This window comes from Cupriavidus sp. 22TCCZM01-5 (genome assembly GCF_057798915.1).
In genome coordinates this window covers 58,256-73,334 of the sequence record NZ_JBYOJR010000033.1, presented here as the reverse complement: position 1 = coordinate 73,334, position 15,079 = coordinate 58,256, and the positions used below count along the sequence as shown (strand labels likewise).

General features: G+C 67.3%; 14 protein-coding genes. 10 read left to right on the top strand and 4 right to left on the bottom strand.

Annotation, left to right across the window (positions count from 1 at the left end; translation table 11 throughout):
• Positions 1-5: 5 nt before the first annotated feature.
• The 3 genes from AC3FNH_RS25585 to AC3FNH_RS25575 all read right to left on the bottom strand — a co-directional run bounded on the left by AC3FNH_RS25585 (position 6) and on the right by AC3FNH_RS25575 (position 2,020).
• Positions 6-341, bottom strand: a complete 336-nt coding sequence (locus tag AC3FNH_RS25585; protein ID WP_276101685.1) for a hypothetical protein — start codon at positions 339-341, stop codon at positions 6-8.
• 106 nt (positions 342-447) lie between these two features.
• Positions 448-984: a superoxide dismutase family protein gene (locus AC3FNH_RS25580; protein ID WP_276101684.1), complete on the bottom strand. Its 537-nt coding sequence runs from the start codon at positions 982-984 to the stop codon at positions 448-450.
• A gap of 94 nt (positions 985-1,078) precedes the next feature.
• Positions 1,079-2,020, bottom strand: coding sequence for a LysR family transcriptional regulator (locus AC3FNH_RS25575; RefSeq protein ID WP_488722050.1), 942 nt, complete (start codon positions 2,018-2,020; stop codon positions 1,079-1,081).
• A gap of 356 nt (positions 2,021-2,376) precedes the next feature.
• Between AC3FNH_RS25575 and AC3FNH_RS25570 the strand changes: the two genes are divergently transcribed.
• From AC3FNH_RS25570 to AC3FNH_RS25535, 8 genes are all read left to right on the top strand, one after another.
• Positions 2,377-3,288, top strand: coding sequence for an alpha/beta hydrolase (locus tag AC3FNH_RS25570; protein ID WP_488722049.1), 912 nt, complete (start codon positions 2,377-2,379; stop codon positions 3,286-3,288).
• 208 nt (positions 3,289-3,496) lie between these two features.
• The gene (locus tag AC3FNH_RS25565) at positions 3,497-4,729 is read left to right on the top strand and encodes an efflux RND transporter periplasmic adaptor subunit (RefSeq protein ID WP_488722048.1); all 1,233 of its coding nucleotides are present in this window, start codon (positions 3,497-3,499) and stop codon (positions 4,727-4,729) included.
• 118 nt (positions 4,730-4,847) lie between these two features.
• Positions 4,848-8,039 (top strand): efflux RND transporter permease subunit, encoded by a 3,192-nt coding sequence (locus AC3FNH_RS25560; RefSeq protein WP_488722047.1) that lies wholly within the window; start codon positions 4,848-4,850, stop codon positions 8,037-8,039.
• A gap of 11 nt (positions 8,040-8,050) precedes the next feature.
• On the top strand, positions 8,051-9,559 hold the full coding sequence (locus AC3FNH_RS25555; protein ID WP_488722046.1) for an efflux transporter outer membrane subunit: 1,509 nt from the start codon (positions 8,051-8,053) through the stop codon (positions 9,557-9,559).
• A 105-nt stretch (positions 9,560-9,664) separates the two neighbouring features.
• The gene (locus AC3FNH_RS25550; RefSeq protein WP_488722045.1) at positions 9,665-10,222 is read left to right on the top strand and encodes an SRPBCC family protein; all 558 of its coding nucleotides are present in this window, start codon (positions 9,665-9,667) and stop codon (positions 10,220-10,222) included.
• Between the two features lie 197 nt (positions 10,223-10,419).
• A complete protein-coding gene (locus AC3FNH_RS25545) occupies positions 10,420-10,899 on the top strand; it encodes a YbhB/YbcL family Raf kinase inhibitor-like protein (RefSeq protein WP_488722044.1) in 480 nt (159 codons plus the stop codon).
• A 21-nt stretch (positions 10,900-10,920) separates the two neighbouring features.
• Positions 10,921-11,361 (top strand): hypothetical protein, encoded by a 441-nt coding sequence (locus tag AC3FNH_RS25540; RefSeq protein ID WP_488722043.1) that lies wholly within the window; start codon positions 10,921-10,923, stop codon positions 11,359-11,361.
• An 88-nt stretch (positions 11,362-11,449) separates the two neighbouring features.
• Complete coding sequence (locus tag AC3FNH_RS25535; protein ID WP_488722042.1) at positions 11,450-11,911, top strand: DUF2127 domain-containing protein; 462 nt, start codon at positions 11,450-11,452, stop codon at positions 11,909-11,911.
• Between the two features lie 126 nt (positions 11,912-12,037).
• Here AC3FNH_RS25535 and AC3FNH_RS25530 read toward each other — a convergent pair whose 3' ends face one another.
• A complete protein-coding gene (locus AC3FNH_RS25530) occupies positions 12,038-13,984 on the bottom strand; it encodes an ExeM/NucH family extracellular endonuclease (protein WP_488722064.1) in 1,947 nt (648 codons plus the stop codon).
• A 158-nt stretch (positions 13,985-14,142) separates the two neighbouring features.
• Between AC3FNH_RS25530 and AC3FNH_RS25525 the strand changes: the two genes are divergently transcribed.
• Together AC3FNH_RS25525 and pssA are read left to right on the top strand one after the other, a co-directional pair.
• Positions 14,143-14,433, top strand: a complete 291-nt coding sequence (locus tag AC3FNH_RS25525) for an antibiotic biosynthesis monooxygenase family protein (RefSeq protein ID WP_276101659.1) — start codon at positions 14,143-14,145, stop codon at positions 14,431-14,433.
• Between the two features lie 10 nt (positions 14,434-14,443).
• Entirely contained in the window at positions 14,444-15,076 is a 633-nt protein-coding gene (gene pssA, locus AC3FNH_RS25520) for a CDP-diacylglycerol--serine O-phosphatidyltransferase (protein WP_276101658.1), read from the top strand.
• The last annotated feature ends 3 nt before the right edge of the window (positions 15,077-15,079 follow it).

The window sequence follows — 15,079 nt, the reverse complement described above, 5'->3', positions numbered from 1 at the left end:
ATGGTTCATGGTTTGCGGCTGGCGTTGGCGGCTTTTGCCTTCCACTCCCGGAACACCGTGTCCAGGCATGAGGCGGACTGGCAGCCGTCGCGCTTCGCGCGGAATGCGGTGAGTTCCGCTTCAGTCAGTTGCCCGGCCTTGAGCAGGCGTTGCTGCTCCGCAAAGATGCGCTGGTAGCCCATCGAGAACAGCGCGGATTCGCAGATCAGGCGGTGCGACGGCATCTGGCTGGCCGGCGCCGCCGCAGGATCGCAGTCGATATCCGTGGCACGGGCATGGCCGGATAGCGCGAGACCGGCGGCAGTCAGGAGGGGCAGGGCGTGGCGGAGCGGGCGAGGCATGACAGGGACTTGGAAGCGGCCCGCTATGGTAAAGCCAGGACGGATGCAGTGAGAGCGGCGCGACGGCGGATTGAACCGTTGCGCCGGCACGGGCACGCGGTCCGGCTCAGGACGCCGCCACCACGCCGCAGGCAATCCGTCCGCCCGAATTGCCCGTCGGCTGCGTCTTGTAGTCGTCCGGATCCTTGTGCACGACCACGGCGCGCCCGATGACGCCATTCGGGCCGGTGCCCACGCTCAGGTCAGGCAGCAGGAAACTCGCGCGCGCATTGCCGTTCGCATCCGCCGTCAGGTTGTTCATGTCGCCGGCGTGGTGGTCGGGCATGTTCATCTGCCCGTGCGGCTTGCCGGCCGGGTTGAAGTGGCCGCCTGCGGTCATGGCGTCGGGTGCCGAGCAATCGCCCTTTTCATGCACGTGGAAGCCATGCGTGGTGTTGGGCGGCAAGCCGGTGACCGACGCCACCATCATCACGCCGCCGCTCTGCTGCGTGAAGGTGACCGTGCCGCCGGTGTTCGTGCCGCTCTTCGGCTCTAGCGTCGCGGTGGCCTTGGCCCCGCCGCTGGTGGTCCCCGTGCCGGCGCAGCCCGCCAGGGTCATCGCTACCGCTGCCGTGGCCGCCAGGCCGAAAAGTACGCGTTTCATCCGAACCCTCCCTTTGATGTTATTGCGGAAGAAACAACAGTATAGGATGCGACGCTTACGCAGGGGTGCTGACTGGGCTACTTGACTGGACAGGTCACGCGGCCATCTGCGAGACCGGGCCTTTCTGCGCCGCGGCGCCAAAATGGGGATGCCGCCCGAAAATGTCAGCGACCCAGTCGACGAAGACCCGGACCTTGGCCGACAGGTGGCGATTCTGCGGGTACATGGCTGAAATCGGCAGCGCTTTGGTTTGCCAGTCACTCATGACTTCGACCAGTCGCCCGCTGGCCACGTAGGGTTCCGCCATCGCGCGCGACAGGCAGGCGAGTCCGTGGCCGCCCAGCGCGCATTCCACGTAGATGTCACCGTCGTTGGTCGAGATGGCGGAGGGCAGCAGGATCTCGGCATGTTCGCGGCCCCGCGCGAGGTCCCATGGCCACTCGCGTCCGTTCCGGTTGGACAGGTAGTTCACGGCCTTGTGCTGGGCCAGGTCGGCCAGTTCGTGCGGCGTGCCGAAGCGGTTGAGGTAGATCGGCGACGCGAAAAACGCCAGCTTGAGCTCGCCGACGCGCCGCGCCACCATGGATTCGTCCACCTCGCCGACGCGCAGCACCACGTCCACCCCTTCCTGCAGCAGGTCGATCGGCTTGCCGTTGATGGTGAGGTCGAGCTTCAGTTCCGGATAGCTCGTGAAAAAATCGTGCAGGTTCGGGATCAGCGCGAGCCGCGCCAGTGCGGCCGTGGTGTCGACCGACAGGGTGCCCTTGGGAGAGTTGTTATGGCGCGTCAGTGACTGCTCGGCTTCTTCCACGTCGGCCAGGATGCGCACGCACCGTTCATAGTAGGCCGCGCCGTCGCTGGTCACGCTGATGCGCCGCGTGGTCCGGTGCAGCAGCTTGACGCCAAGATGGGTTTCCAGGTTCTGGATCAGGCGGGTGAGGGTGGCCTTGGGCAGGTCGAGCGAATCGGCGGCACGCGCGAAGCTGCCCATGTCGACCACCCGGGTGAAGGCCTGCATTGAGACGAGACGATCCATGATGAGCTTCCGACGAAGGTTTCCTGACTGCGCGCCGAACGGGCAACCGGACTGGCTGGTTGAGAGACTGAGGCCTGGAGGATGTGCCGGTCGGCCGCCGTTGCAGGCTTGCCGACCCGTGGACTGGGCGCTGGCCGGCTGCCCTTGGCAGGAGGTGCGCAGCCGCGAGAGCGGGAGTGAATCACATTTCCCAAGACCTTGTCATGCGTGGGGTCTCAGCAGGCCGATTATTCCAAACACGGAACAGTGCATTGGCTATCTCTCGCTTTATCCCATCGGCGTCAATCACCATAATCCGTTCCATCGCAACACATCATAGGCGCGCTGGCGATTTTCAGCACGCCGGACCGGTGCCCATGCCTCAGTCGACCAGCCAACGCTCTCCCGCCGCCCCGCCGGCCAATGGCAACGGGCAGGCACGCGTCGTGGAACACACGGTGGCAAGCGGCGGGCGCGAGATTTCGGTGTGCGTCTGCTATCCGCCCGGCTATCCGGCACCGGCCGCCGCGGGCGGTGCGCTGCTGCCCTGGCTGGTGTACCTGCACGCGGGCGGGTTCGTGGACGGCGGGCTCGAAAAGACGCGGCGACTGGTGCAGGCGCTGGCGGCATCGGTGCCCGCGGTGGTGGTGACGCCGGCGTATTCGCTGGCGCCGGACCACCCGTTCCCGGCGGCGCCCGAAGACGCGTACAGCACCGTGGAATGGGTTCTGCGCAACGCGCGCCGGCTGAAAGTCGACAAGACGCGCTTTGCGCTGGTCGGCGAAGAGGCCGGGGGCAACCTGGCGATCGCCCTGTCGCAGATGCTGCGCGACCGCTGCGCCGCGCAGCCGCGCGGGCAATGGCTGATCCGTCCGGTGACGGACCCGTGCCTGCAGCACGCGTCGTGCGCGGGCGCGGGCGGCGGCCAGGTGCCGCTGGAAACCCTGCAGCGGCTGGCCTGCAACTATCGCGAATACCTGCCGACGCCGGCCGCCAGCGTGCATCCGTATGCCGCACCGGCGCTGGCCTCGCGGCTGGCGGGGCTGCCAGCCACGCTGGTGCAGGTGGCTGAAGTGGATGCGCTGCGCGCGGAAGGCGAAGCCTTCGCGGGGCGCCTTGCCAAGGCCGGGGTGCCGGCCGAGGCCATGATCATGCCCGGCGCCTGTGGCGACGGCGTGGAAGAGACCCACGAGGATTGTCAGTCGTGGGTCGACGAAGGTGCGCGGTTCCTGCGGCGATGTCTGGCCGCGGCCGACGACACCTCAACCCGGCGCGAAAGCCGGCCCTGAAGTTGACCCGGAACGAGCCTGCCGGCTGAGGCCATCCGGGTAAAACCGCCAGCCGGTACTGATGCCGCCAAGACGGACTGCGCGGCATCCGGCAAACAGTCTTGCTGATCTGTCCGACATGGTCCGGACCGCATTTCGCGGCCCGGTGGGCGGCGTTCGCGCTTTTGCTTTCCCAGTTGAAGAAAACCCGCAACAGGAGTGAAGAAAAATGAGTATCCAGAATCGACGCACGTGGATCGCGATTGCCATCGTGATCGTCCTGGGCGCCGGCGTCGCCACCTCCATGCTGCGGCCGTGGCATGGCGGCGAGGCGCATGCCAAAACGCCGCCGCCGGCCCCGGCCATTGAAGTGGCGAGCGTGGTCGGCAAGACCATTACCGAGTGGGACGAGTTCTCGGGCCGCATCGAAGCGGTGGATCGCGTGGAAATCCGTCCGCGCGTGTCCGGCACGATCGAAACGGTGCATTTCCGCGAAGGCTCGATCGTGAAGAAGGGCGAACCGCTCTTCACGATCGACCCGCGTCCATATGCCGCCGAGGTAGCCCGCGCCGAAGCCGCGCTGGCCGCGGCGCAGGTGCGCGCCTCGCACGCGCAGACGGAAAAGGCCCGCGCCCAGCGCCTGCTCGACGACAACGCCATCTCGAAGCGCGAATTCGACGAGCGCATCAACGCGGCCAGCGAACTGTCGGCCGACGTGCGCGGGGCGCAGGCGGCACTGGAGGTGGCGAAGCTGAACCTGAGCTATACGCGCATCGTGGCGCCGGTCTCGGGCAAGGTGTCGCGCGCGGAGCTCACCGTGGGCAACCTCGTGGCCGCCGGCGCGGCGTCGCCGCCGCTGACCACGGTGGTGTCGGTCTCGCCGGTCTACGCCAGCTTCGAAGTGGATGAGCAAAGCTACCTGCGCTACACGGCGCCGGGCGCTGGCGGCGGCAAGGACGGCTTGCCGGTATTCCTGGGCCTGGCGAACGAAGACGGCAATCCGCATGAGGGCAAGATCCATTCGGTCGATAACCGGCTCGATACGCGCAGCGGCACCATCCGCGTGCGCGCCGTGTTCGACAACGCGGACGGGCGCCTGCTGCCGGGCCTGTATGCGAAGGTCAAACTCGGTGGCGGCGCGCCGCACGACGCCGTGCTGATCAACGACCGCGCCGTCGGCACCGACCAGGGCAAGAAGTTCGTGCTGGTGGTCGACCAGGCCAACAAGCTGACATATCGCGAGGTGGACCTCGGGCCGACCTATGAAGGACTGCGCGTGATCCGCAAGGGCCTGAAGCCGGGCGAGAGCATCGTCGTGAACGGCCTGCAGCGCGTGCGCCCCGGCGACACGGTGGCGCCGAAACCGGTGTCGATGGCGTTCCGCAGCGAGCTGGAGCCGCGGCCATCCGCGCCTGACCGCAAGCAGGCGTCCGCCGAGGCGCAAGGCAAGCCGGTGAGCTAAGCAGGCCCAGAAGCCCCGCCACAGACAGTCAATCGCATTTGCTTCCCCTGATGTGCATGGCGCCCGCCACGGCGGGCCGCCAGGGGGGCTTCTTGCCGAAAACAGGCCGAGAACCAAGATGAATCTCTCGAAATTCTTTATCGACCGTCCCATCTTCGCGGGCGTGTTGTCGGTGCTGATCTTCCTGATCGGCGCCATCTCGATGTTCAAGCTGCCGATTTCGGAGTACCCGGAAGTGGTGCCGCCGTCGGTGGTAGTGCGCGCGCAATTCCCGGGCGCCAATCCGAAGGTGATCGCCGAGACTGTGGCCACGCCGCTGGAAGAACAGATCAACGGGGTCGAGGACATGCTCTACATGAACTCGCAGGCCAACAGCGACGGCTCGCTCACGCTGACGGTGACGTTCAAGCTGGGCACCGACCCGGACAAGGCCCAGCAGCTCGTGCAGAACCGCGTGTCGCAGGCCGAGCCGCGCCTGCCCGAAGACGTGCGCCGCCTGGGCATCACCACCGTCAAGAGTTCGCCCGACCTGACCATGGTGGTCCACCTGGTCTCGCCGAACGACCGCTATGACATGACGTACCTGCGCAACTATGCGCTGATCAACGTGAAGGACCGCCTGGCGCGGATCCAGGGCGTGGGCCAGGTGCAGATGTTCGGTTCGGGCGATTACTCGATGCGGGTCTGGCTGAATCCGGACAAGATCGCCGAGCGCAACTTGTCGGCATCGGACGTGGTCAAGGCCATCCGCGAGCAGAACGTGCAGGTGGCGGCGGGTGTGATCGGCCAGTCGCCGTCGCTGCCGGGCACCGACCTGCAACTGTCGGTGAATGCGCAAGGCCGACTGCAGACCGTGGAGGAATTTGGCGACATCATCGTCAAGACTTCGCCCGATGGCGTTGTCACGTACCTGAAGGACATCGCGCGCATCGAACTCGGCGCGTCGGAATATGCGCTGCGTTCGCTGCTGGACAACAAGTCCGCCGTGGCACTGCCGATCTTCCAGTCGCCGGGTTCGAACGCCATCCAGATCTCGAACGACGTGCGCAAGACCATGGCCGAGCTCAAGCAGAACATGCCGGAAGGCGTGGACTACAGCATCGTCTATGACCCGACGCAGTTCGTGCGCCATAGCATCGAGGCCGTGGTCCATACGCTGTTCGAAGCCATCGCGCTGGTGGTGCTGGTGGTGATCCTGTTCCTGCAGACGTGGCGCGCATCGATCATCCCGCTGCTGGCGGTGCCGGTGTCGATCGTTGGCACGTTCGGGCTGATGCATGCGTTCGGTTTCTCGATCAACGCGCTGAGCCTGTTCGGGCTGGTGCTGGCGATCGGCATCGTGGTGGACGACGCGATCGTGGTGGTGGAGAACGTCGAGCGCAACATCGAGGAAGGGCTGTCGCCGAAGGAGGCCACCTACAAGGCCATGCGCGAAGTCAGCGGCCCGATCATCGCGATCGCGCTGACGCTGATCGCCGTGTTCGTGCCGCTCGCCTTCATGACCGGCCTGACCGGCCAGTTCTACAAGCAGTTCGCGCTGACCATCTCGATTTCGACGATCATCTCCGCCTTCAACTCGCTGACGCTGTCGCCGGCGCTGTCCGCGCTGCTGCTGCGCGGGCATGACGCGCCCAAGGACTGGCTCACGCGCGGCATGGACCGCGTGCTCGGCGGCTTCTTCGCGCGCTTCAACCGCTTCTTCGGCCGCAGCTCCGACAACTATGGCCGCGGCGTGAAGGGTGTGATCCGCCGCAAGGGGTCGGTGTTCGGCGTCTACGCGGTGATGCTGCTTGCCACCTGGGGCATCTTCCAGATGGTGCCGAAGGGCTTCGTGCCGGCGCAGGACAAGCAGTACCTGGTGAGCTTCGCCAAGCTGCCCGACGGCGCCACGCTGGACCGGACCGAGGACGTGATCCGCCGCATGTCGGAGATCGCGCTCAAGCATCCGGGCGTGGAATCGGCCGTGGCCTTCCCGGGCCTGTCGATCAATGGCTTCACCAACAGCCCGAGTGCCGGCATTGTGTTCGTCACGCTGGATCCGTTCGAGAAGCGCAAGGGCAAGGAGCTGTCCGGCGGTGCGATCGCCGCGGACCTGAACAAGCAGTACGGGTCGATCCAGGATGCCTTCATCGCGGTGTTCCCGCCGCCGCCGGTACAGGGCCTGGGAACGATCGGCGGCTTCAAGATGATGATCGAGGACCGCGCCGCGCTCGGCTATGACGCGCTGTTCGACGCCACCAATGCCTTCATGGCCAAGGCGCGCGCCACGCCCGAGCTGGCCGGCATCTTCAGCAACTACCAGGTGAACGTGCCGCAGCTCGACGTGCAGCTCGACCGCACCAAGGCCAAGCAGCTCGGCGTCCCGGTGACAGACGTGTTCGATACCCTGCAGACCTATCTTGGCTCGTCCTACGTGAACGACTTCAACAAGTTCGGCCGTACGTACCAGGTCAAGGTGCAGGCCGACGCGCAGTTCCGCCAGCATGCCGAGGACATCCTGCAGCTCAAGGCGCGCAGCGCCAGCGGCGAAATGGTGCCGTTGTCATCGATGGTGAAGGTCAGGCAGAGCTTCGGTCCGGACAGCGTGAGCCGCTACAACGGTTTCACTGCTGCCGACATGAACGGTGGCCCGGCCCCGGGCTTCTCGTCGGGCCAGGCCCAGGCCTCCGCCGAGCGGATTGCCGCGGAAACGCTGCCAAAGGGCATCGGCTTCGAATGGACCGAGCTGACCTACCAGGACATCCTGGCCGGCAACGCGGGCGTGTGGATCTTCCCGCTGTGCGTGCTGCTCGTGTTCCTGGTGCTGGCCGCGCAGTATGAAAGCCTGACGCTGCCGCTGGCCGTGATCCTGATCGTGCCGATGAGCCTGCTGGCCGCCATGACCGGCGTGTGGCTCACGCGTGGGGACAACAACATCTTCACGCAGATCGGCTTCATCGTGCTGGTCGGCTTGTCGGCGAAGAACGCGATCCTGATCGTGGAGTTCGCCCGCGAGCTGGAACACCACGGCCGCACGGTGGTGCAGGCAGCGATCGAAGCCAGCCGCCTGCGCCTGCGCCCGATCCTGATGACCTCGTTCGCTTTCATCATGGGCGTGGTGCCGCTGGTGGTGTCGACCGGCGCCGGTGCGGAAATGCGCCATGCGATGGGCGTGGCCGTGTTCGCCGGGATGCTCGGCGTGACCTTCTTCGGGCTGTTCCTGACGCCGGTGTTCTATGTGGCGCTGCGCCTGCTGGCCACGCGCAAGCAGCGCCGCGAGGCCCTGGCAAACGATGCATCGGCCTCGCGCGCCGTGCCGTCCGCAGAGTGATGGTGACCAAGATGAATAACGTGATGACGCAATACCTGCCGAGGCTTGCCACGCTGGCTGCCGCGCTGGTGCTCGCCGGCTGCTCGCTGGCACCGGTCTACAAGGTGCCCGAGACGCCCACCGCAGCGACCTTCAAGGAGGCCGATGCCGCTGCCGCGGAAGGCGCGCAATGGAAGACCGCCGCGCCGGCCGAAGGCCAGCATCGCGGCGACTGGTGGAAGATCTTCGGCGATGCCGAGCTGGACCGGCTGATCGACGCGGCCAACACCTATAACCAGGATCTCGCCGCCGCGGCGGCGCGGCTGAAGCAGGCGCGCGCGCTCACCGGCGCCACTGAAGCCGACCTGTATCCGCAACTGAGCGTCGGCCTGGACCCGACGCGTTCGCAGCCGTCGGCCGCGTCGCAGGGTTTGCCGGACGGCACGCGCGTGGCGCCGCAGACCGTGCTCAGGGCACGTGCGTTTGCCAGCTACGAGCTCGACCTGTTCGGCCGCGTGGCCAACAGCGTGAATGCCGCGCGCGCCGAAGAGAAGGGTGCCGAGGGCCTGTACCGCTCGGTGCAACTGGCGCTGCAGGCCGACACCGCGCAAGCGTACTTTGCGCTGCGTACGCTGGATAGCGACCGCGAGCTGCTTCAGGCGACAATCAAGCTGCGCGAGGATGCGCTGACGCTGCTGCGCAAGCGTTATGAGGCCGGTGAGACCACCGATCTCGATCCGGCCCGCGCGGAAGCCGAGCTGGGCACGGCGCGCGCCGATCTGGCTGCTACCGAGCGCCGTCGCGCCAACCAGGAGCACGCGCTTGCCGTATTGACCGGTGTGTCACCGTCGCAGTTCGGACTGGAAGCGAAGTCGCTGAGCACCACGCCGGTGGCTGTGCCGGCCGGCTTGCCGTCCGAGCTGCTCGAGCGCCGTCCCGATATCGCTGCCGCCGAACGCCAGATGGCGGCGGCCAATGCCCGGATCGGCGTCGCGAAGGCGGCCTTCTTCCCGCGTATTTCGCTGTCGGCGCTGTTCGGCTTCGAGTCGTCGGATCTATCGAACCTGTTCAAGTGGTCATCGCGCACGTGGGCGCTCGGACCACTGGTGGGTTCGACGATTGCGCAGACCGTGTTCGACGGCGGGCGCAACAGCTCGAACCTGGCAGGCGCCCGTGCCGCGCACGAGGAGAGCGTGGCGAGCTACCGGCAGACCGTGCTGGTGGCGTTCCGCGAAGTCGAGGACAGCCTGGCCGACGTGCGCTGGCTCAGCCAGCAAGCCACGGCGCTGGACCGCGCGCTGGCCGGTGCGAAGCGCGCCCAGCGCACTTCCCGCAGCCGCTATGACGCGGGAGCAGTGGACTACCTGACCGTGATCGACGCGGACCGCACGGTGCTGCAATCGCAACGCGATGCCAACGTGGTGGCGGGCTTGCGGGCCGCGGCGACGGTGGCGCTGGTGCGCAGCCTTGGCGGAGGATGGGGGCCGGCGCCGGAAGCGGTGGCGACCGTGCCGGCAGCTTCGCTGGCTTCCGCGCCCTAGGGCTGCGGCAGGTGGGGGCGGCTGGCGGGAGTGGCGCGATGCAAACGGTTCGCTACACTGAAGGCATTGCGCCACGCACCCGGACCTGCGCGGGCCCCCGCCTCCATGCCCCGACACACGACGCTGTTCTGGATTCTGATTGCAGCGGCCACAGGCGCCGCGGCCTTGTTCGTGCCGCTGCCCTGGACCGACACCACGCGCATCGACAATGAGGTGGTGATTGCCCGGCCGCCGGCCGCAGTGTTCGACTACGTGTCCACACCCGGTAACTGGCCGGCCTGGCACCCGTCGTCGCTGGGCGTGGCGGGTGCCACGGATCACTCGCTGCAACCCGGCGAGCGCGTGACCGAGACGTTCGTGGTCGCGGGGCGCAGCGGCGTTGTGGTGTGGACCGTGACGAAGAGCGAACCACCGCGGACGTGGATGATCGAAGGGGAGATCGAGGGACGCAAGGCCGGTACCGTGACCTACACGCTGACACCGGCGCTGACGCCATCGCTCACGCCGCGCGAGGAGAGCACGCGCTTCGAGCGGGTTTTCAGCTACCAGTCGCCCACCTTGCTGTTTGTCCTGCTGAACCGCCTGGTGCTGCGCCCGCGCATCGAGGCGGAATCGGCGGAAGCCGTCAGGCGCCTCAAGGCGAAGCTCGAGGCCCCGCGCTGAGGCGGGGCGGCGTCGCTTGCGCGGCGACATGATCCGCACTAAGTTGGAATTACCATCCGACGGCGGCCAGCCCGGCTGTAGTCTTCTGGGATCACATGACCTATCCCATGGCCCGGCGTCCTTTCCGCAGGCTGCACTGGCTGCTGGCCGGCGCAGCGGTGCTGGCCCTTGCGTCACAGTCACAGACGAGGCCGCACATGCCGCTTGCCCTGACATCCTCCGCATTCGCCCATGGCGATGAAATCCCGGCCCGCTTCACATGCGAGGGCGCAGATGCTTCGCCGCCGCTGGCATGGTCTGGCATGCCGGCCGGTACGGCCAGCCTTGCCCTGATAGTCGACGATCCGGACGCGCCGGACCCGGCCGCGCCACGCCAGACCTGGGTGCACTGGGTCCTGTACAACCTGCCGCCGCAGGCAAGCGCACTGGCCCAGGGCGTGCGGCGCGAAGAACTGCCGCCCGGTGCCCGCGAAGGGCTCAATGACTGGCACCGGACCGGCTATGGCGGCCCGTGCCCCCCGATCGGGCGCCATCGCTACTTCCTCAAGCTGTATGCGCTCGACGTGGCATTGCCGGACCTGGGCATGCCCGACAAGGCGGCACTGGAGCGCGCCATGCAGGGGCATATCCTGGCGCAGGCCGAACTGCTCGGTACTTACCGGAAGCACGCGCACTGAGCGGGAACGCGGAAAGCCCGAATGAGAACCCTCCAACTTCTTCCGATACATGCCAGTCAGCGTCAGCTGCGGGCAGTGAGCCTGGGACTGCTGGCGGCGCTGGCCTTGTGCGCGGCCAGTCCGTTGCAGGCCCAGCCGCAGGAAACCGGATCGATCACTGTGGCGGGCTCCGCCCATGTGCGCGGGCCGGTGGTGGTGCACGGCAGGTTGATCGTCGCCGGGCGCGTGCATGCGCGCGGGCCGCTCACGGCCGCATTCTTCTCCGGACCCGCCGTGGCCCGAGGCGTGCCCTATGCAGCTGGCTACCTCAAGGTCTTCAATGGACCGCTGACCGTGCATGGCACCATGGTGGTCAACGGCGATCTCACTGCCGACGGGCCCATTACCGTCGACGGTCCACTGGAAGCGAGCGGCGGCATTGAGGCCGACGGCCCGATGCAGGAGCGCGAGTACACGCGCTGACGACGTGGCGTTGCCATTGACGGTGGTGCGCGGGGGCGGCCCATATTGCACAATATGGGCCTCGGATCACAACCCCCGGAGCCCGTTCATGGCGAAGCAGCAGGTATTCGGCCTGAGGACCATTGCGCTGTTCGAAGCCGCCAAAGGCGCGCTGGTTATCGTGGCCGGCCTGGGGCTGGTGGCTTTCCTGCATCGTGATGCGCAGGCGCTTGCCGAAGCCATCATCATGCGCCTGCACATCAACCCGGCCAGCCGCTATCCCACTATCTTCCTGTCCCTGCTGGCACACCCGAGCGACGCGCGCCTCTGGGCCATCGGCGGTTCCGCCGCGGTGTACGCCCTGATGCGCTTTGCCGAAGCCTGGGGACTGTGGCACCGGCTGGCATGGGGCAACTGGCTTGGGGTGTTTTCCGGAGGCATCTACCTGCCGTTGGAACTCTATGAAGCGCTGGCGCACCCGAGCTGGATGCACGCAAGCCTCGCCGTGGCGAACGTGCTCGTGGTGCTGTACCTGATCAAAGGGCTGGCACGCCACGAGGTCCGCGCCTGATCGCGCGAGGGGGGAGCCTGGCGGGTTTCAGATAAAAGACGCGGGCTGCCGGAGAAGCCCGCGTGTTTCCTTGCCGAAGCCCGTGCCGCGCGGATTGCGGAGGGCGGCGCATCATTGGCTGGGCGATTACCGTGCCTTCCGGCGCCGGGCTGTCGGCATGGCAAGCGTTGCGCCTGCGGCGAGCAAAATGGCCAGCAGTGCGACGGTCCCTACGACGCCACCACCGCCGTCGGGCTCGGTCACCGCATTGCCGCCCCCGGGATGGGCGGGCGCGGCGTCCGGCACGGGCTCGCGCCAGGACAGGTCGACCAACACCGGATCATGGTCCGAGGCGCGCCAGGCATTCGGCGCGTAGTAGCGCTGCTGCTGGGCCGCGCTGCGATAGGCCTGCGCGTAGCCAAAGGCTGAAGGTTCGTCGGCGTTGGCATGCCAGATGCTGACAGCCCGGACACGCGTGGCGAGAGCGGCATCGGCCAGGGCGTAGTCAAGGTAGCCAGCCTGCCCGTCGAAGACATAGGTGTACGCGTCGCGTCCGGCCAGCCTTGCGATCATGTCCGCATAGCCCTCGCGTGCCAGCAGGCTGACCGGGTCTTCGCCGGCATAGCTGTTGAGGTCTCCGATCACCAGCGTGCCTGCGCCCGCGGGGCCGGCCGGCAAGGTCTTGAGCCACTCGGCCAGCGCCCGCGCTGCCTGCAACCGGGTCGCGTTCCAGCAACCCTGGCCGTCGCCCTGGTCCCGGTCGGGCCCTTCGGCATCGGTGCAGCTCTTGGACTTGAAGTGGTTGACCACGACAGTGAAGGCATTCGAGGGATTGCCAACAGGCGCGAACACCTGTGCGAGCGGCTGCCGGCTGCGCGCCTCGAGCACCGTCGTCACGGGCGCGCCAATCGGCCTCACGATCCGCTGGTTGTAGAGCAGCGCGACGGCAATGGCGTCCAGGCCAAGCCTTGGCGTGCCGGGCTCGACCGCGCGCCAGTCCGGTCCGAGCAGGGCCGCCAGGCGCTGCACGGCACTGCGCGGACCAAAGCCGTTGTTCTCCACCTCCATGAGGCCGATCACGTCCGCGTCAAGCGCGCGCAGTGCCGCGAGCAGCTTGGCTTCCTGCCGCGCGAACTCGGCAGGGCTCTTGGCGCCACGGTTGTCGGGGGCGTCGAAGCCGCTGCCCTGGCCGTTGCCGTTGAAGTAGTTGAGCACGTTGAATGCGGCTACGCGCATGTCGGTGCCCGTAGCGCGGACGGGGGCAGGCTGGCGAGGATTGGCGGCGGTGAACCGGGGAGGTGCGGCACCGGGCACGGGCTGCACGCGCCAGCTGCCATAGCGCTTTTCCTGCACGCCGCGCAGGCCGGTCACGGTGTCGCCGGCGCGCACCGGGTTTGCGGTGCTCAGGGCGGGAGCGGGGTAGGGAACTACCGCCGGGTTCTGGTGGCTTGAACCATCGTCCAGTACCAGCCGGTTCAGCGCGTTCTCGGCCGCAGCCCGCGCAGCCTCTTCGCGTGGCGCGGCGACGGCAGTAGGCGTGCGCAACCGGCCGAGCCCGAGCAGCAGGCTGCCGTAGCGGCCCAGTTCATGCGTGTCGTTGACCGTCAGGGTCTGAGGCAGGGTGACGAGCATGCCTTCGTGTGCCCTCAGTGCCATCTCGCTGGGAAAGGGCAGCACAAGACTGGCCGCAGTGACGGAGCGCCCCGTCGCGCAGAGCGAGGGCATGCCCGACAAGGCCAGCTGGGTCTGGCCGTAGCGCTCCTCCACCGTGCCGGCCAGCCGCAGCAGGTCGCCGGTACGTGCGGCGTAGCGCGGCGCGTAGACGAACAAGCCCTCGGATACGCCCGGCCGGTGCTGCCGTTTGTCGTCGCCCTGCTGGATGAAAAAGCCCATGAAGCCGTCGGGGCCGCTGTAGTCGGCCGTGACCACGGCCTCGATCTCCACGGGCTTGCCCACGAACGGCGAAACGGCCGCCGCGCCTTGCACATCGGCAATCAGCGTCGACGGTGACCCGCACGCCGCGGTGGCCGCAAGGGCGAGGGTGGTGTGGCCGGCGAGCAGCAGTCCGGCGGTCAGGGCATTCAGCGGCTTCATTGGCATGGCGGTTCATGATGGCTTCAACAGAAGCTGCGATGCTACGGTGCACGAGTCACGAAAGGATTGCGGCCACGCGATCCACCCGCGTGATCGTGCTAAGGTAATGTCATCCGCCGGCACGTGCCGGCAGCCACCCAACCAGATACAGGGACATCATGATCAAGGAAATCGCGCAAATCACCGTCAAGCCTGGCAGTGAAGGCCAGTTCGAGCAGGGCGTCGCCAAGGCCAAACCGCTGTTCCTGCGTTCGCGCGGGTGTCACGGCGTGCAGCTGTTCCGCTCGATCGAGCAGCCGCAGCAATACACGCTAGTAGTCGAGTGGGAAACGGTCGAAGACCACATGGTGCATTTCCGCGAAGCGCCGGAATTCCAGGAGTGGCGCGCGCTGGTCAGCGACTGCTTCGCGGCTGCGCCGCAGGTCGGCCACGTGTCCAAGGTACTCTGAGCCAAACCAGATGTCGGCACCTCAGGAACGGCCCCGCCATTTCTCCATGCTGCGCGAGCTGCAGCTTGCGGATGTGTTCACGCTGGGCAATGCGGCCTGCGGGATGGCGTCGGTGTTCTTCGCCATGTTCTACGTGGCCACGCCGACGCCGGCGCATTTCTTCACGGCGGCCGCGCTGGCGCCGCTGGCATTCATCTTCGACGTGCTCGACGGGCGCATCGCGCGCTGGCGGCACCAGCATTCGGCGCTTGGGCGCGAGCTGGATTCGCTGGCCGACATCATCTCCTTCGGCGTCGGCCCGGCCACGCTGGCGTTTGCCGCCGGCATGCGCGGCGGCTGGGACCTGGCGGTGCTGATTGTCTTTGTCTGCTGCGGCGTCAGCCGGCTCGCGCGTTTCAACGTCACCGCGGAGACGCTGTCGGCCGGCAGCGGCAAGGTGAAGTATTTCGAGGGCACGCCCATCCCCACGAGCGTGCTGCTGACCGGCGTGCTGGCCTGGTGCGCCGCGCAGGACCGCATCGGCGCGGCGCTGCCCGGCGGCGCATGGACGATCGGGCCGGCCGAGCTGCATCCGCTAGTGCTGCTGTTCGCGCTGTCCGGCTCGCTGATGGTCAGCAAGACACTGAGGATTCCGAAGTTCTGAGCG